At 50.2% G+C, this 17,673-nt stretch carries 12 protein-coding genes; all 12 read left to right on the top strand.

The genetic code is table 11. From position 1 onward, the window contains the following. The first annotated feature begins 1,731 nt into the window (after positions 1 to 1,731). The 12 genes from SynRS9907_RS11430 (at position 1,732) to SynRS9907_RS11375 (ending at position 17,631) form a co-directional block, all read left to right on the top strand. The gene (locus tag SynRS9907_RS11430; RefSeq protein ID WP_188021076.1) at positions 1,732 to 3,762 is read left to right on the top strand and encodes an acyltransferase family protein; all 2,031 of its coding nucleotides are present in this window, start codon (positions 1,732 to 1,734) and stop codon (positions 3,760 to 3,762) included. 627 nt (positions 3,763 to 4,389) lie between these two features. Continuing rightward, entirely contained in the window at positions 4,390 to 5,445 is a 1,056-nt protein-coding gene (locus tag SynRS9907_RS11425; RefSeq protein WP_188021075.1) for a glycosyltransferase, read from the top strand. 1,964 nt (positions 5,446 to 7,409) lie between these two features. Further along, the gene (locus SynRS9907_RS11420) at positions 7,410 to 8,360 is read left to right on the top strand and encodes a glycosyltransferase family 2 protein (protein WP_188021074.1); all 951 of its coding nucleotides are present in this window, start codon (positions 7,410 to 7,412) and stop codon (positions 8,358 to 8,360) included. A 104-nt stretch (positions 8,361 to 8,464) separates the two neighbouring features. Next, positions 8,465 to 9,241 carry a bifunctional 2-polyprenyl-6-hydroxyphenol methylase/3-demethylubiquinol 3-O-methyltransferase UbiG gene (locus SynRS9907_RS11415; RefSeq protein WP_188021073.1) on the top strand — a complete coding sequence of 259 codons (777 nt, stop codon included), beginning with the start codon at positions 8,465 to 8,467 and terminating at the stop codon, positions 9,239 to 9,241. Further along, on the top strand, positions 9,238 to 10,581 hold the full coding sequence (locus SynRS9907_RS11410) for a glycosyltransferase (protein WP_188021072.1): 1,344 nt from the start codon (positions 9,238 to 9,240) through the stop codon (positions 10,579 to 10,581). The genes SynRS9907_RS11415 and SynRS9907_RS11410 overlap by 4 nt, the downstream gene beginning before the upstream one ends. Before the next feature lie 185 nt (positions 10,582 to 10,766). Then, a complete protein-coding gene (locus SynRS9907_RS11405; RefSeq protein WP_188021071.1) occupies positions 10,767 to 11,837 on the top strand; it encodes a glycosyltransferase family 10 domain-containing protein in 1,071 nt (356 codons plus the stop codon). A 21-nt stretch (positions 11,838 to 11,858) separates the two neighbouring features. Further along, on the top strand, positions 11,859 to 12,902 hold the full coding sequence (locus tag SynRS9907_RS11400) for a glycosyltransferase (RefSeq protein WP_188021070.1): 1,044 nt from the start codon (positions 11,859 to 11,861) through the stop codon (positions 12,900 to 12,902). A 3-nt stretch (positions 12,903 to 12,905) separates the two neighbouring features. Then, positions 12,906 to 13,955 carry a glycosyltransferase family 4 protein gene (locus SynRS9907_RS11395; RefSeq protein WP_188021069.1) on the top strand — a complete coding sequence of 350 codons (1,050 nt, stop codon included), beginning with the start codon at positions 12,906 to 12,908 and terminating at the stop codon, positions 13,953 to 13,955. A gap of 14 nt (positions 13,956 to 13,969) precedes the next feature. Further along, positions 13,970 to 15,103 carry a glycosyltransferase gene (locus SynRS9907_RS11390; protein WP_255445902.1) on the top strand — a complete coding sequence of 378 codons (1,134 nt, stop codon included), beginning with the start codon at positions 13,970 to 13,972 and terminating at the stop codon, positions 15,101 to 15,103. Next, positions 15,103 to 16,209, top strand: coding sequence for a glycosyltransferase (locus tag SynRS9907_RS11385; RefSeq protein WP_255445901.1), 1,107 nt, complete (start codon positions 15,103 to 15,105; stop codon positions 16,207 to 16,209). The genes SynRS9907_RS11390 and SynRS9907_RS11385 overlap by 1 nt, the downstream gene beginning before the upstream one ends. Before the next feature lie 39 nt (positions 16,210 to 16,248). After that, on the top strand, positions 16,249 to 16,407 hold the full coding sequence (locus SynRS9907_RS11380) for a hypothetical protein (RefSeq protein ID WP_188021068.1): 159 nt from the start codon (positions 16,249 to 16,251) through the stop codon (positions 16,405 to 16,407). A gap of 96 nt (positions 16,408 to 16,503) precedes the next feature. After that, on the top strand, positions 16,504 to 17,631 hold the full coding sequence (locus SynRS9907_RS11375; protein ID WP_188021067.1) for a glycosyltransferase family 4 protein: 1,128 nt from the start codon (positions 16,504 to 16,506) through the stop codon (positions 17,629 to 17,631). Positions 17,632 to 17,673 lie beyond the last annotated feature (42 nt).

Below are 17,673 nucleotides of genomic sequence, written 5' to 3'. Positions count from 1 at the left end.
CAGGTTTGCTTGGTCTCCAGTTAGCTCGAATCACATTTTACTGGATTCATGACCCAGCGGTCAGCTTGTGAGAATCATCTCCGTTCGGCCGACTTTCGTTTCCGTATCGTGTTCCACGGCCGTATTCCATCTAGCTGGTCCAGCCCCTTCTCCAACGCAGCCAAGTGATCTTGTTTATGTCTGATTTTCAATGCTTGTTTGTAGCTGTTGCTGGTGTTGGCTTTCGGTTTGGTGCCGGTTCTGCGGGCTATTGAAAATGACATTCCTGAGCTGTAGCTGTACGAGCGCATTGGGTTGCTTGTGAATATGAAACCGGTCAGCAGTCTGCCCAGCTTGCGTCACTGAGCGTTTACTCACTGCTTTCAGCGCTGTTCTACGAACTAGTTTCCGCTAGTAGCATCTAGATACAACGTAAACCGCTATCTGGAGAGATGACTTGCGCCGTCTTTGCAACAATGTACCCCTGCCCGCCTACACCTCCCGATCCGCACGGCTGACGTTCGCCAGACACCTCCTCTGGTAGATCCACGCTTTTGCAGTCATTACCTATCACGCAGGAGTCGTCCCCATCCACTGCGGTTTTCAATGAGCTTGCTGCGGGGCTTTGGCCTTATTGAGCCTGCGGGGCTCCGTGTATCTAGCTAATGAGTGCTTGATGTTGTCAGAATTATTTTGCATCGTCTTCAAGCGAAATTTGTTTTTGACCAGTATCCGGGGCCATCTCATAACGCCTGCCAAATCTGGAGAGAATTTCGATTTCAGCCCTGTATGGTTTTAGTATTTCTACAAGAATCGTTGATTCCACACTCAGTCATGGCTCAATAGGCCTTGGGACCCTGCCCTCATTCCTAGACCAAGCTTGTCGATCAGTTAAAGAACACTATGGCCGATCATGTGTTCGTTCTCGCTGTCATCGGTCTTGCTTCTAGTTTCTTGGATGCATTTAATGACCTCCTCAGGCCGTATCTGCAGGAAGGCCGGGGTGTTTTTTGCGTTTCACTGGTCGTTGTTGTGCGCTGCTGACCAGTGTCCTTGTCTGGCAACAACCTACGATCGCTATAATTTTCGTTAGCAGTTTCTACCAGATGCGAGGCTAGCTTTGCCAATACTTGATGACCAACATTTGCTTGGGACTGATTGCCAAGAGTATGCTGTGCTTTGCAACAAGTCCTCGCGGGCTTCAGTCCGAACCGTTCACCTCCTGCTGAATGTTGCACCGCCTCATAAAGCATCATTTTCGACTGAATTTGCCTCTGCGCTTTTGAAAAACTTGATCGCTACTAAGTACCTTAGTTAAGTATACTTTGCAGTCTTTCTGGGGTCATCTCAAAAATCACACGACGTTTATCCAGAGGCTCGTGGGCGAACCCACTAATCTCAGGATCTCTCAGATTCTGGTTTCGATGTGAGATGTATTGTTAATTAGCACTTTCTTACTGACTAAGGCCCTTAACGCAGCCTTGGAAACCCTTTTCTCCAGCGCACTTGGTATTTCACGTCATCTCTGCAAGGTGCTCTTCAAAGTCATCACGCTGGTTTAGTTGTTGTATCTTACAGTTGTCAGTAGCCAGTGAGGTGTGAGAGCATTACGTCTGAGACTACATCCATAACATTGATTTATCACACCTTCCAGTTGAACAACGCCACCAAACATTATTCTTTGCTCGTTGATAGTTGAATGAAATTTGCAAGAATTTCGTTATTTTAAAAACCTTTTCACGTATTGACGTCATGAGTTCCAGTATTCGACCTAACTCTGTTAGATACCGCCCAGAAATTGATGGTCTAAGAGCTTTTGCTGTGATTGCCGTCATTATTAATCATTTCAACAAGGATCTTTTGCCAAGTGGGTATTTGGGCGTTGATATTTTTTTCGTAATCTCTGGTTATGTCATCACCTCATCTCTGGCGGGAAGGACGTCCAAAAACTTCCTGGATTTTCTATCGGGGTTTTATGTACGGCGAATCAAGAGGCTGGTTCCTGCACTAGTGATGTTCGTCCTGATAACAAGTGTTCTCATCTCACTTTTTAATCCAGATCCAAAAGTTCCTCTAGACGTTGGTTGGAGGTCGCTTTTTGGTATCTCCAATATCTTTTTATACCAAGAATCAACTGACTATTTCGCTCAATCTGCTGAACTCAACCCATTTACACACACTTGGTCACTAGGAGTAGAGGAGCAGTTTTATCTTCTGTTTCCATTTCTGATTTGGTTCTCAGGGTTCGGCCGTCAGGAGCCAAAGGGAGCAAGAAACCTATTCTTATGTGTAGCAGTACTTACAATTGCGTCACTTATCGGATTTATTAGTTTGTATCCGGTTGATCAACCTGCTGCCTACTTCCTTATGCTCCCTCGTTTTTGGGAGATGGCAGCTGGATGTTTGACGTTTATTGTTTTTGAGAAACGAGTAAAGATTAAGCAAGCACTCGAGCGAGTTCCCCCTTTCTTAGTATGTGCAGCAATGGTTGCTGTGATGTTTCGGCCTATCGGAGGAAGAAGCGGTACAATTGCAATAGTTTTCTTGTCAGTAATTCTGATTGCCTGCCTGCAAAAAAGAACTGCTGCATACCAAATCTTTACCTACAAAACTATTGTCTATATCGGCCTTATTTCATACTCCCTGTACCTATGGCATTGGGGAATACTATCTATCAGTCGCTGGACAATTGGCGTTTCATGGTGGAGTACCCCAATACTTTTAGCGCTTATTTTTATTATAGCTATACTTTCTTATGAATATATAGAAAAGCCTCTTAGAAAGAAACTCTTTAATCATTCATGGGGATATTTTTTGATCGGAGCTTCAGTATTGAGTTTTTCAGCAATTTTTGTAAACATGTTGGCGACGCCATTCGTAAGCGCTAAATTACGCATTGTTAGCGATGATGATGGAATATTCCAAAAAGGGAGAGAGAGTCAGTCAAATTATACCGGACCTGTGACTGGCAGGAAAAATAGGGATTGTGGTATTTCTGCATCCAAGTTAACTCAGTCCGTGATTCATTCTTCTCTTGGAAAATGCTTATGGGTTGGTGAAGATAAAAGAGCAGTAATTGCCATCTTGGGGGATAGTCATGCTCATCAGCTTTTTCCCATCGCAGAAAATATCGCGAATGACAAAAAGCTTTCCGTATATAACTTTCAATATTCAGGATGTTTGGTTCCCCAAGACCCAATAAAAATCGACGATAAGTGTGAAAATGTAAACAAAGTTCCTGTTTGGGTTCATAGAGAGTTAGGCCAACCAGTAATCTTTGTAATTGCTTCAATTGCAGATCCTGTCTATCATTTTCATACAGCTGCGTTGCAAAAAGAGAGAGTTGAGGCCTTTATTTCCTCATTTAAAGAGGTGCTCGACGCGGGGAACTATCTTATAGTAGTAGCACCCAATCCTAAATTCCACGATATTAATAATCACACATCGGATGTTTGTGGAAGAGGTGGTGTTTGGACAAAGTTCAATCCAGATTGCAAGAAGGAATATAAATTTCTCGCCAAAACACAGCGCGATCAACGCAAAGTGTACCTTGATGGGCTTTATAATTGGTCATCAAGTGACCAAAGAGTCGCAATTGTGAATCCATATGATATTTTGTGCGGAGAAATAAACGGCTATTGTCATGCAATTAGTCATGGTTTGGCCAAGTACTGGGATGCTAGTCACTTGAATCTAGGTGCAGTCCAATCCACATATCCACTGTATAAGATTGCCGTTGATCAGCTCCTCCAGGTACACGCTAAATCCATCACTAATAAATAGTGTGCTTGCTTTTTATCCAAAAAATATTCTTCATTGGTTAATGCTATGTATCACCACTAGTAGTTCACCTAATATCTTCTTTGAGGTGTATGTACAGCCAATCTGGCGTGAGGTCGCTATTGATTCATGTTTTGACTCGTCACCGAGACATCCTATTTACGCAAACCCACATTGTCTTCTTACGCAGAAGATTTTGTTACCCCACTCTTTTCAGCACCTCAACGATCTTTGCATCCTGTCAGAGGTAATTGCAGAAGCAGTTATTTTCTTTTGCTGTGTGACCATTGGCCCGTGCGCCGCCGCGCAGTTGGCGTTAGCCCACTGGCGAATTGACGCAGTATTAGCCGCCACCAGCGGCTAATAGTCTAGTGTTGACGGTAGGGGCGGGCGATGGCTGCCGGCGCATGCAAGTTTTAATCATTTATAATACTTTTCCACTAATGCATCACTTACTTCGAATCAAAAGTAATTTAAACAGTATTGATGAAATAGCAATCTTTTTTATTATGCGATGTTTCGTCATGGCTTTTGCGTGCATGGCATTCAGATTATTTGGTGCTTGACTTGTTGTGTAGCTTTGACTTATGATTATATTGGACTTAAGATTTATTTCATCGCCGTTTTTTTATGCGATCTAGCGCTGAAGTTTCTGAAAAGAATTTTCTATATAATTTGCCCTCCAAAAGTTTAGATATTATAATTCCATGCTTCAAGCGTCCTCACGATGCTATAGTCTGCGCCAAAAGTGTCCTAAAGCAAATTAAGAGATATAAGTTATCTCATTTAGTTAATGTAATCATATGGGATGATTCCTCTCCTGGTTTTAATCCTTCCTACTTCGTTGAGGCTCTTTCTGTTTTTAATGATCTATTTTATGTGGGGCAGAATCCTGCAAACAAAGGTATGAGCAAAAATATTTTTGACTTGATTTCTTCTTCCAAGTCAGTATTCTGCACGATACTTACCGATGACGATTGGCTTGAAGATGGTTCTCTGCTAGAAATCCTCGACGAGATTGATTTTATATCTTCTTCTGATGACCCTGCTCGCTCCCTAGATATTGGGGCTTTCTTTGTCCCAAGATATTCTTATCTAGAAGATGGATCGCTCCACTGCATTGAATGTAAGCCCTTTGATTTTGACAAGTTGATTTCTTCTAGTCCCTCGAACGTTATTAGATATTGTCGCAATGCTTTTATTCTTACAGGCCTTTTTTTTCGCCCCGCTTTGATTGATTTTTCTTTATGGCGTACGCACATTGATAATGCTTTTTTCCCATTATTCTATTATGCTTCAATTTCTGCTTCCAATGAAGTTAAGTTTTTGGACAGAAAATGGTTTCACCATACTTGCAACAACATCTGTCACTGGGAATCTTGGGGTGATACTCGTTTTCAGCAATATTCACGTTTGCACTCGGACTATCTCAAGGCACTTTTGTTGATTGCACACAAATATTCTCCAAGGAATTCTCCCGATAGTTTCAGATGCATCAAGTATCTATGGAAAGCGTCAGTACACCAGCTTCTCTCGTATGAAGGGCCTTGGCATACACAATTTTTGATTGTCTTGTCTGTTTCAAGGCTCTCGTTAATTCCTCTATTTGCTTTCTTTCGTATACTCTTGGTTCGATTCGGTTGGTTTATTCGTTCTAAGTTACGTCTATTGATAAGATGGCTCTGATTTTTCAATTTCTGGATATCTTAAGTGCGGCTGATCTTTCTCGGCACAATCGCTTCCCGTCCTTTAATTTTAACTCAGCGGTTGATATTGATACTAATGTAGCTTAGGCGATGATGAGCGCTTCTGCTGTATGAGACTTTGATATTTCACATGCTTGCAATTCACAAATAGTTCCACCAAATTTTCACCTACTAATTTCATTCTTGATGATCATCGTTACGTCTTGTGGCCACTGTGTGCTGCTATCCAACCTTGTTCCGGAGCCTGAGCTTTTTTTACATAAATTTTATCGATATTGGGTTACTTGCCATGACAGCTTGACCGGTTTGATGTGATTCTTGGTCACTTTGTAAAGTGGCGCTGAAGACGGTTGTTGTATTATTATTTACCCTAGTTTTGGCCGTTTTAGTAAGTGTGGCCGGCTGATTGACCCTGCCTAACTTTTTAATCCCTTTCACCATCTGGAGATGTCTTCTTGGTTGCATTGTGACTGGAGTTGTATCTACTTTCAGTAGATTGCCGACAAACTACCCCCATATGTATGGATGACTTCAAGGGAGCTGCCGTTACTCTCAGTTTTTTGCCTACCGGCCTGCTGTAGCTCTCTCAATGAGTAAAAGACTTATGCGAATGGTATGGTGTGGAGATTGCCTGAATTGGCTCAGTGCTTCCGGTGCAGAGACTGACTTTGACCATTGCCATCTTGCTAACTAGTCACCATCACGTAGTCCTAATTAGGCCATTAGTACAACACCTTCGCTACTTCCGCCTGCTTACACAGCAACTGCTCATACCCAGTGAGGATATTCATCAGTCGCGCCGATGGCTCTATTTGCCTTATCCTCTATGTGGATGACTTTATGAGGGTTCATGAAACTCATTAGATGGAGTCTATAGCACTCGAAGGGCGATCCATGGCGAAGCTTTTATCTTTGAACATTCGTTCCCTTTTTGATAAACTTACACTGTAAGCATGCTGACATCCAGTTGGTGTAAATTCTCTTCTATGTCGACCTCTACAACAATTGTTGCTAATTCACAAATACAACATTCTCCAGTCTGGTTACTTCGCCAATTTAGGTGAATTTTAGGTGTTTTCCGCTCCCTTGGAGTAAGAGCCAAGATCTTTCTTGGATCTTTATGTATGACATGCCATGTTGCATATCTTCCTCAGTAGTGTCGTGTATCGACTTCCTTGACTAACGGTAATCCGCCATGTATTGATTGTTAGATCTATCTCTTCCATTTTGGGTTCTGTTAGGTGTAGATCCCGTAAGTGCAAATATGGGGCTTTGCCTGCCGAGCCAGGTAAATAATATGCTGATCGATATTGATGTCCATTCCCCCACCCCAGCAAGTAGAGGCAACATTTTTTTGTTCACCTCGAAGGAGCCTGTATTATTGCTATCGAGATTGGCTCGTCAAACCTATTTCTTTCAGCAATTCAGCTGATGTTATCACTTCGTCAAATCTTTTTTGTCGCCTTATATTCTTGAATTAATGAGTGGTATTTAAATTTAATTTGACCTGCGACACTAAACTAGTGATTTAAATCCCCTTGTTCCCAGGCGAGGCTCAAATATAGAATCAACTAGTATGTATCCGTAAGAATGCACATTAGATATCGATTTTTGCTTGCTTATGGTCAGGCCTTGCTCCTTTTTGGGCCCCAACTAATTCGCCTAGCTTTATCGCATATTCATTGTTAACATTTAGATGAGTCCTTTGATTGTTAACTGGTTTATGCTCCCAGTGTTTATGGGCTTTGTATAAATTTTTTTAATGATGATTTCCCGTCTCGTTGTATTGATGCATCGCAGAAGATTTCTTGTTTTCTGCTTTTTCCATTCGCGACGAAGTCTATGCGGCATTTATGCAATATACTATATCTTTGAGTCAATCTGCATGCATACGCGTGTTTCTGTCCATAAGTCAAGCTGAGCGAGTGGTTTAGAGTTTTATTGATGAATCCTGCTGACACCCCCCTTCTATTGATCATTTGGCGCCGTCCACACACCTTGCGCCAAGTCATAAATGCCATTCGGCCTGTGGCGCCGAAGCGCTTGTATGTTGCCTGTGACGGCCCTGACCCCCTGCGACCGGGCGAAGCCGAGAAGGTGGCTGCCACCCGCGCGGTTGTTGAACATGAAATTGACTGGCCCTGCCAGATTGAGCGTCTGTATTCCGATGTGAACCTGGGTTGCCGCTTGGGCGTGAGCCACGCCATAACCTGGTTTTTTGATCAGGTGGAGGAGGGCATAATTCTTGAGGATGACTGCGTCCCCCATCCTGACTTCTTCTTTTACTGCTCCTCTCTTTTGGAGCGCTTTCGCCATGATACAAGGGTATGGTGTATCAGCGGAAACAACTTTCAGGACGGACAGTGGCGGGGTGACGGTAGCTATTACTTCAGCAACTACAACCACTGTTGGGGCTGGTCGAGTTGGCGCCGTTGTTGGCATCACTACGACAGTGATCTCAGACAGTGGCCTGCTCTGCGTGAGTCCGGCCTTCTCGACACGATCTTTGAAGACCCACTCGAGCACAAATATTGGAGTTGCGTTTGGCAGCGGCTTCTGGAATCTGGAGAACCCGATACCTGGGACTACCAATGGATGTTCACCTGCCTTGTCAATCGCGGCCTTACAGCCCTGCCCAACCGCAATTTGGTGAGCAATGTCGGGTTTGGCGAAGATGCAACGCACACCACCCATGTTGCCGACCCCACGTTGGCGGATCAGAGCTTGGGGAGGCTGAGACATCCAACCTTTGTGCTCAGGAATGCCTCAGCTGATGCCTACAGCTTTGACCATCACTTTGGTGGCGTAGAGATGCGCCGGAGCCGCAAACTCATCCCCCGCGTAAAAGCGCGTCTACGCCACCATTGGTATCAACTTCAACACGTTTCTCGGTGATCGATCCCAATCAATACAGTCTCACTCCTTCTGAGCGCAGCGCCATAGAGCAACAACTGGTCGAGGTTGGATCTGATCCAAGCTTGGAGCAACTTTGGGGTCTGATGGACCAGGCATGGGTCCGCTGCGGTTGCGTCAACCACAATCCTGATCCCGATCTGTTGGCCACCTTTTACAACGACCCTGTATGGCTGCTGAATGGCATGTTCATTGAACAGCATGCGATTTCGATGGGGCACCGCCAAGCCATCACCTCCGCAGTTGCCTCACTGGCCCCAGAGCAAGTACTTGACTTTGGCGGCGGCTTCGGCACTTTGGCGCGCCTTTTGGCCACTACGCTCCCAAACGCTGATGTTGCCATCTGCGAGCCTTACCCGCCACGCCACGGTATCGAGAGCTGCAAGCCTTTCCCCAACATTCGCTTCATCCCCGAACTCGAAAGCCAGAGCGTCGATGTGCTGGTCAGCACCGATGTGCTGGAGCATGTGCCCGATCCACTCTCCCTTCTCGCGGCCATGGTGGATGCCGTGAAACCCTGTGGCCACTTGTTTATCGCCAACTGCTTCTATCCGGTCATCGCCTGCCACCTGCCTTGCACCTTTCATCTGCGTTACAGCTTTGATGCCTTTTGCCAGGCCCTTGGGCTGGAGTCGCTCGGCCTCTGCGAGGGAAGCCACGCTTCGGTCTATCGAAGATCTCAGGTGGTGCAGCCCGATTGGCAGCGTCTGCGGGCGATGTATCAACACAGCCAGCGACTGTTCCCATGGCGTGAGTGGAAGTCACGCCACATCACACCATGGCGAATTCGAGCGAAGCTCGCTGTGACCCACCCTTTGTATTACCCCCGCAAGCTCCTTAATGCTGCCGGCCCAAAGTCTTGAATATCATCCAAGTCAACGCGTCTGACATCAGCGGTGGTGCCGCCCGCGCCGCCTACCGCATTCATCGAAGCCTGGTGGAGCACGGAACTGCCCATGGCCTGACATCTCAGATGCGGGTGGTTACCCAGTTGACTGACGACCCCACTGTTACTGGCGGGCCGCCTGCAGGCCAGAGCAGGATCTGGCGCCACCTGCAGCCCCGCCTGTCCCAACAGGCACGCCGCGGCTTCCAAACTTGTAACCCCACATTACACTCAGTCGCCTGGCCAACCACGGGTTTGGGCACTGAACTGCTGCAACGCCACCGCCAGGGCCAGGCTGATCTGGTGCACCTTCACTGGCTGGGTGATGGCACCCTCTCAATCCAAGAGATCGGCCGCCTGCCCATGCCCCTGGTGTGGACACTTCACGATCAGTGGGCCTTTTGCGGTGCCGAGCACTACACGAGCCCCCCTCTGTCCGGCGAAACTGGTAGTAGCGATGAGCGCTTCGCAGAGGGCTACAGCCCTGCCAGCCGCCCTGGCCATGAAGCCGGGCCCGACCTTAACCGCCGCACTTGGTTGAGCAAGCGCCTTGCTTGGAGCAGGCCCATTCACATCGTGTGCCCTAGTAACTGGCTTGCCGATTGCGCCCGTCGCAGCACCTTGATGGGCACCTTGCCGATCAAGGTGATTCCTCATCCGATCGACCTTAATGTTTGGGCCCCCTGCGATCAGGCCCAGGCCAGAGCACTGCTTGGGCTCCCAGCTAATCGTCCATTCGTGTTGTTTGGCGCTATTGGCGGTGGTGCCGACCCTCGCAAGGGAGCAGATTTGCTTTTGGAGGCGTTGAGGCGTCTGCGCAGTCAGGTTGCCGGCACGCCACTGGAACAGCTGGAGTTGGTGGTGTTCGGCCAGAGCCGGCCGGCTCATCCCCCCAACTTGGGTTTCCCCATCCACTACACCGGCCATCTCCAAGACGACCTCAGCCTGCGCTTGTTCTATGCCGCTGCCGATGTGATGGTCGTGCCATCGCGCCAGGAAGCTTTTGGGCAAACAGCGTCAGAAGCTCAGGCCTGTGGCACCCCCGTGGTGGCCTTTTCTACCGGCGGATTAGTCGACGTCGTAGACGACCGCATGACAGGGTGTCTAGCTGAGCCGTTTGATCCGGCCTCTCTGGCGGAGGCAATTCACTGGGTGCTCGTGGATCCGCAGCGACGGCTTAAGCTAGGGATGGCCGCGCGGCAGCGGGCCGAGCGGCTGTGGCAGCCAGCGCGGGTAGCTGGGTTGTATGCGGATGTATACGGCCAGGCGCTCAAGAGCGGTTTCCGGAATCGGCACCACACACCCTTTCTACGCTGAAATCCCTGCCGGCCTGGAACAATGACTCTCACCACCATCCCACCCACAGCTGTGAGCCTGCCCCCGGGATCTGCAGCTCACGGAGTTGCAATTGTCACTAACTAGAAAGTAAAATATTCGGCATAAGCTTGATTTGGCTTGTGTTTAAATTATGTATTTATTCTTCTTCGTAATACTTCCATCACATGCCTTCAATCGCATTCTGCTCTGGTCTTAACTCCGACCTTTTTGAAGGGCGTTTTGGTGATATTTTCTACTCAGAGAGTTCTTCGTCCTATCCTAGTGAATACTGGAGATATCCTTTGCGCTTGCTTGCGCAACGTCTGATTCTTTCCGGTTGGACTATTCAGCCAAATTCCCCTGATTCAGAATTTGATGTTTTGTATTTGAGGGATCTGCCCAAAGATCCTGTTGCTCTAGCCGCTCTTGCCAAAAGATCTAAGACGCTTGTTGTTCATCTTGCCGAGAGTCCTCTGCGGTCAGTTTCCGGAATAAAACTCTTAGAGCAGCTGCGACAATATGCCTCCCTCGTGATTTCTTACATGCCAATGCCTCAAGGTATTGGCATTCCATGGTTAACGGTCCCACTGCCTTTTTTGACTCCACCAGTCTCTCCTTTGGTTCATCCTAACGCACTCCAACATTTCGATCGCCGTAGGCATTTGTGCATGATAAGTGGATGTGATCGCTTCGGTTGGAGAAGGCGTCTTTCAGAGCCCTTGCTTTTCTATTCTGGCTCTAGACAAAAGAATCCAGTAAAAATGCCTCGGTATGTGCTCGCAGATTCCATAGCGCGGGTCGCTCCTGACTCATTTGATATCTACGGCTATTCATGGAATTTTGCTCGATCAGCATCAAAAAAGTGTTGGCGTAGATCAAGTGCTCAAAAAAATGACATACTTACTTCGTATAAATTTTATTTTGCCTTTGAAAATTTTAAGGGATCAATTGGGTATATTACGGAAAAAATATTTGACGGTTTCCGCTCTGGCTGTATTCCAATTTACGCTGGGGATCTGTCGATAGATGATCACATTCCAAGCGATGCTTACATTGACGCGCGGCAATTTTCTAATATTCGGGAAATCCTCGACTTTCTGCAGACTTTCAATTCTGATAAATGGTCTGCCATGTCACTAGCCGGCGTAGAATTTATGAAGACTCAATTCGAGTCGAGTCCTTTTTCGCCTCAAATCTTTGTTGAAAAAGTGGCGAGTTTTATTCTTTGTAATGCTTTGAAGGATGATCATTGTTGACGTTCATTTTCTTGATTTGGCATGAACATTGCTGTTTTTACTTGGTCTCACGAGGTTCCACCTCGTCACTACGGTGGAATTGAGAGAGTGTGTCATATGCTTTGCAAAGGTCTTGTTAAGCAGGGGCACACCGTCCATTTGTTATCGTCTCCAGCTTCTTTAGGTTACAATGGATTAACATTCGGTTATGCAAATCCTAGTCCGTCTTGTATAGATAGAATTTATCGACGTGTTGTATTTGAGTCCAAATCTGCTTTTCTGGCATTCAAGTCCGACTTAATATATTCTTTCCGATTCTGGCCCGAATCTTTTTCCCTTGCCAATCAGCTAAAAAAACCTTTTATTTATTCCCAGCACAATACCAGCCATCGTTCAGACCTCTCGCGTGTCTTGGCGGCTAATTCGCGCTTCGGATTCTTGCAGGGAATAAGTGACGACCAAATTTCTTCTATCGATATGGACTCTAAATCAAATCGAGTCTTTCGGGTTTATAATGCAGTTGATTGTGATGTCATAAAACCTGTGTTATCTCCCTCTTCTGATTATCTCGTTTATCTTGGCAGGCTTAATTATGATAAGGGTGTTGACATTGCGGTGGAAATTTCTTTGAAAAGTGGAATCCCCTTGATCATTGCTGGTGTCCTGAGGCGCGATGAGTCCGACGCATATAGTTTGTTCCGCGAGAAAGTAAAACCTTTTCTGGGCAAGCATATTAAGTTTATTGGGCCAATCACTGACGAAGACAAATCAAATCTTCTTGGTAATGCTCTTGCCCTTTTGGTTCCTAATAGGTGGCGGGAACCCTTCGGGATTGTAATGGCGGAAGCTTTGGCGGCTGGTACGCCTGTTCTTGGAACTCCCTTGGGCTCAATCCCTGAGGTTATCTCTCATGGACAAACTGGACACCTTTTTGGTTCAGTCGATGAATGTGTAGAAATCCTTTCCGATATTCATTCAATTAGTAGAATGGACTGTAGACGCCGTGCACTTTCTATGTTCAGCGAAGCTTCGTTTATGAGAGATATTAATTCAATGTTCGACAGAATTTTAAGCCTTTCTCTTTGATAAGTGAAAATATTACTGGTCGCCGATCCCCATATTCCCGTACCTCCCGCGCACTATGGCGGGGCTGAGCGGGTTGTTGCTCTTTACGCGCAGGAGTTCGCTCGCCTCGGTCATCGTGTTGATTTGCTTGCTGGGCCTGAGTCAAAAGCTTATGGAGGTAGTTTGCATCTCCATCGAGCCCCGTCGAGAAACTATTTAAGCCGCGCATATCGGAAGATTCGTTTTCAATTGCAGAGTGTTCTGGCTGCTAGAAATTGTGATGTTGTTTACAATCACGGAAGATTTGATTATTTGGAGTCTCTGCTTGCATTGAGTAAGCCTACTTTGAGTCTATTCCCGAATCCGATTGATCAAGGTCAAATAGATTTCGCCGAAAGGAGGATTCGCTCTTCTGCAGCATTTCACTTTATTAGTGCTAATCAGCAATCCCATGCACAGGTTTCAGTGCCTTCTTGCGTAATTCCTAATCCTATTGATTCTAGTCGCTACTCATTTGGCAATGGTTCTGCTGGTTATTTGGCTTTTCTAGGACGCCTCACCTCCAGCAAAGGTGTTGACTTGGCGATTGCCGTTGCTCGCCGTTCGAATCGTAGGCTGGTTATTGCAGGTAACGTATCGAACGAAGAGGGAGGCGAGCACTTTTTTCGCGAACAAGTTGAACCGTTTATTGATGGCGATCAAATATGTTGGATTGGGCCTGTGGATGATGCCGAGAAGCAGCAGTTTCTCTGTCAGGCAGAAGCGTTGCTGTTTCCTATTCGTTGGGATGAGCCCTTCGGGATTGTCATGATTGAGGCGATGGCCTGCGGTTGCCCTGTGATCGCTACGCGTCGTGCTTCCACGCCAGAAGTGATTGATCACGGCGTCACGGGTTGGCTCTGTGACCCGGAAGAGCCATCTGTCGACGCTTTTGTGGATGCTGTGAATCGGTTACCTGAACTGAATCGAGAAGCTTGTCGTAAGGCAGTGGAGCAGCGTTTTGATGTTCGTGTATTGGCGCCTCGGGTTCTTGATGTGCTGCAGAAGTTGGCTCAGCGTCAGCCCATCGTCTGAATAAATCGAATCACGTGGCACTCCTGAAGTCGGCGACAAATCGCGATGGACGACTTCTGATCGTTCTCACCTCACTTGTGGCAGAAGGCTGCCCCCAACTGGCCTTGCAGCTGGCTCGCCATTGGCAGCAGCAAGGCATCCATGTTGAGCTGCTTTGTCTGCAACCGCAACCCACCGATCTGCGCCCGGAGTTTGAAGCACTCGGCATTTTGATCCATACCTTTTCGCTGGGCAGTGGCCTCGCCCGCTATCCCCGTCTGGTCTGGCAGAGCTACCGCCTCTGCCGTCGCCTTGCGCCCCAAGCGGTGTTGAGCTTCCCCCTCGGCTGGCATGCCTTCATTGCGATGGGCGCACGGCTCGCGGGGGTGCGTTGCGTCTGCGCTCATGTCGGCAACCTGCCGCCGGTGTGGACGGGCCGTGCCTTTGCCAAGTTCAAACTGCTGGTGCAGCTTGGCCGGCCGTTCACGCATCGGTTGCTCTGCTGTTCCGCATACATCCGCGATGCCACGGTGCGCGATTTCGGCGTCGCCCCCCGCGAGGCGCGGGCCGTGTTCAACGCTTGCGACCTGAAGCGGTTTGCAGAGGTGGATCGCAGCGGCTCTTGGCCTCATCAGCCGCTGCGGCTCGGCATGGTGGCGCGCTTGGAGCAGCACAAGGACCAGCCCAGTCTGATTCGCGCTCTGGCCCTCCTGCGTGATCAGGGCGTTCAGGCTGAGCTCTGGCTGATCGGTGCGGGCAGTCAGCGCCCGCAGCTTGAGGCTCTGATCGCTGATCTCCAGCTTGAGCAGCAGGTGCAATTGCTCGGTAGTCGGCGGGACATCCCCTCGCTACTGAGTCAGCTGGATCTGTTTGTATTCTCAGCCCGGCCTGATGAAGGCTTCGGAATTGCTTTGGCGGAAGCAATGGCGGCCGGTGTGCCGATCGTGGCAACTGATGTGGGGGCCTGCCGCGAGGTGCTGGAAGACGGCCGTTGCGGCCTGTTGGTGGAGCCGATCAACCCCCAGGCGCTCGCTCAAGGGATCCGCCAGGCGTTGGCAGACCCCCACGCCACCATGCAGCGCGCAGCCGCTGCTCGTGAACGGGCCCTGCGTGATTTCAGCGTGGCGGCGATGGCCCAGGCCTATGGCGAAGAGCTGGGAATCCGCTGATGCGCATCCTCCACGTTCTTAGTGGACTGCACGCCGCCGGCATCGAAGCCCTGGCATTGCAGCTGATCGGCCATAGCCCAGAGGGCGTGCAGGCCGAACTGCTCAACACCAACCGTCAGGCCCAAGAGCAGGCCCCTGCCTTTGCTGCGCTGCAACACATTGGCAAACTGACGGCGCTCCATCAGTGGTCCAGTTGCGATGGCCCGAGGCTGGCCTGGAGAAGCTTTCGGCTCTGCCGCCGCCGCCGGCCTGATGCTCTTCTTATCTACCCCTGCAACCGCCCGATGCTGTGGTTGGCACTCGGTGCGAGGCTGGCAGGTGTGCGCCGGATGGCCGTGCATCTTGGGAACACGGCCCCGAGTGATCCTGCTGGTCGCAGGGTTTGGCAGCGCTTGCTGCTCTGGTTTCAGCGGCTGGGTGTAGTGGCGGTGCCCTGCACCCATGCGATTGCTGATTCGCTGCATCCGTTGCCGCCGGCTCTGCGCCTGGGGCCCGTGATCAGTAACGGCTGCGACGTTGCTGCCATCGCCGATCGGGCCGAGGCAGCACGCTGCTGTCGCCCCGCTGGTGACGCCAGGCGAGTTCTGATGGTGGCCCGGCTTGATCCGATCAAGGATCAGGCCACCCTCCTACGGGCTTTTGCTGCAGCACGAGCCCCTGGCTGGCAATTGCAGCTGGTGGGTGAGGGGCCCGATCGTGCTCGCCTCGAAGCCCTCGCCAGTGGGCTGGGCCTTGATCCTGCTCAGGTTTTCCTTGGCCGTCGCAGCGACATTCCCGAATTGCTCGGCCAGTCGGATCTGTTCGCTTTCTCCACCACCCCTTCTGAGGGGTTTGGGATTGTGCTGATTGAAGCGATGGCCGCCGGTCTGCCGATCATCGCCAGCGATGTGCCCGCCTGCCGCGAGGTGCTGGTTGATGGCGCCGCTGGTGAGTTGCTGCCTCCTGTCGATGTCGGCGCGTGGGTGGGACAACTACAAAGCCTGATGGTCTTTGCCGATGAACGCAAGGCCCTCTCAACCAAAGCCCGCTCTCATGCCTTCTACTACGACATCCGCACCACGGCGGAGCGTTGGTGTCGATTACTGGCGTCCAGATCAAAGGTGTGACAACAACATGACCACGGATTCGGAGCCATTTCAGATCTGATGCCAGCCCTGCTAGCTGCCTGCCGTCCGCGGCAATGGCCCAAAAATCTGCTGGTGTTCCCGGCGCCGCTGTTTGCCGTCCGGTTCGATGCTGACGTCTGGCTGAGTGTCAGAGGAGCGCTGGCTGCCTTCAGCCTGATTTCCAGCGCGATTTATTGACTGAATGACGGCCTGGATGTGGCGCCAGAGCGAGCTCACCCCAAGAAGCGAAATCGCCCGATCGCTTTCAATGGCTCGGAGACTGCAGAAACAGGGATGAATCCCCGCCACCTTCTCTGCTGCGGCGATGCCACTGATCTGGCCACCTGGAGCAACATTCCCTATTTCCTGCTGCAGGCAGGCCTCAGTCAAGGATTGCTGCAAGGCGGCTTGAAACTCCAGCCCCAGCAGCTGCGCCGGCGCGGACGGCTTTGGAACCTGCGCCAGTTGTTCAGTACTGGCAAGGTGGGCGGCTATCAGTATAGCCCTGGATTTACGCGCGCCCTGCTGGCTCAGGCCCAGTTGCCGGCTGATCACCCCCTGGCACTGCTCAGCCACTTCCCTCTCTTGCCCGCCTGGCCCTGGCCTTCCGCCTGGCGCGTCGATTTCTACATCGATGCCACCACCCGCCAGGTGTTCAACGACTACGGCAGCGGTGAGCGTTTAGCCCCCGGATATTGCAGCCAGGTGCTGGAGCGCGAACGGTTGGCTTATCAACAGGTTCCTGTGATCGTGTGCATGGCCCAATGGGCCGCCGACTCAGTAATTGGCGATTACGGCATCGATCCCTCCAAAGTTCATGTGGTGCCCGGTGGCGCCAATCTCGATGAAGCCCAGCTGGCACAACTGGCGCAGGCAGCACCACCGCCGCCTCCCTCCCCGCAGCAGCCCCTCCGCCTCGGTTTTCTGGGTAAGGAGTGGCAGCGCAAGGGCGGCCCCTTCCTGCTGGAGCTGGCCGATGCGTTGCAACAACGCGGCATCCCCACGGTGATCCGTGCCATCGGCCCCGATCCTGCGGCCTTGCCCGCCCATCCAGCCCTGCAGCCCCTCGGCTTCATCAACAAGCAAACCGACACCGCCCGCTTCGTGGCTGAACTGCAGAGCTGGCATTTCGGCACACTGTTTTCAGAAGCAGAAGCCTTCGGGATCTCCAACCGTGAATGTCTGCGCCTGGGGGTACCTGTTCTGGCCCATGCGGTGGGCGGCATCCCCTCCACCTTGCCCGATGCCGGCTGCGGCCAGTTGTTTGCGCCGCATCCTGGCGCCGCTGAGGTGGCCGATTGGATCGCGGCACGGCTCACCCCGTATGAGGGCTATCTCGCCTGGCGCGCAGCGCTCGCGCTCCGCTGGCGGGAGTTCACTTGGGCGGCTGCGGTGGAGCAACTGGCAGGGATTCTGGGGTGATCAGCCTTAGGCCAGGTAAGGCGTGCCGGCAGCGCCGAGGGT

The organism is Synechococcus sp. RS9907 (assembly GCF_014279615.1).
Lineage (GTDB): Bacteria > Cyanobacteriota > Cyanobacteriia > PCC-6307 > Cyanobiaceae > Parasynechococcus.
Note: the sequence above shows the minus strand (reverse complement) of the source record. Positions and strands in the feature narration are given on the sequence as shown.

Coding starts and splice junctions, on each gene's coding strand:
- SynRS9907_RS11430 (WP_188021076.1), top strand. CDS start 1,732: ATGAGTTCCAGTATTCGACCTAACTCTGTTAGATACCGCCCAGAAATT.
- SynRS9907_RS11425 (WP_188021075.1), top strand. CDS start 4,390: ATGCGATCTAGCGCTGAAGTTTCTGAAAAGAATTTTCTATATAATTTG.
- SynRS9907_RS11420 (WP_188021074.1), top strand. CDS start 7,410: ATGAATCCTGCTGACACCCCCCTTCTATTGATCATTTGGCGCCGTCCA.
- SynRS9907_RS11415 (WP_188021073.1), top strand. CDS start 8,465: ATGGACCAGGCATGGGTCCGCTGCGGTTGCGTCAACCACAATCCTGAT.
- SynRS9907_RS11405 (WP_188021071.1), top strand. CDS start 10,767: ATGCCTTCAATCGCATTCTGCTCTGGTCTTAACTCCGACCTTTTTGAA.
- SynRS9907_RS11400 (WP_188021070.1), top strand. CDS start 11,859: ATGAACATTGCTGTTTTTACTTGGTCTCACGAGGTTCCACCTCGTCAC.
- SynRS9907_RS11385 (WP_255445901.1), top strand. CDS start 15,103: ATGCGCATCCTCCACGTTCTTAGTGGACTGCACGCCGCCGGCATCGAA.
- SynRS9907_RS11380 (WP_188021068.1), top strand. CDS start 16,249: ATGCCAGCCCTGCTAGCTGCCTGCCGTCCGCGGCAATGGCCCAAAAAT.
- SynRS9907_RS11375 (WP_188021067.1), top strand. CDS start 16,504: ATGAATCCCCGCCACCTTCTCTGCTGCGGCGATGCCACTGATCTGGCC.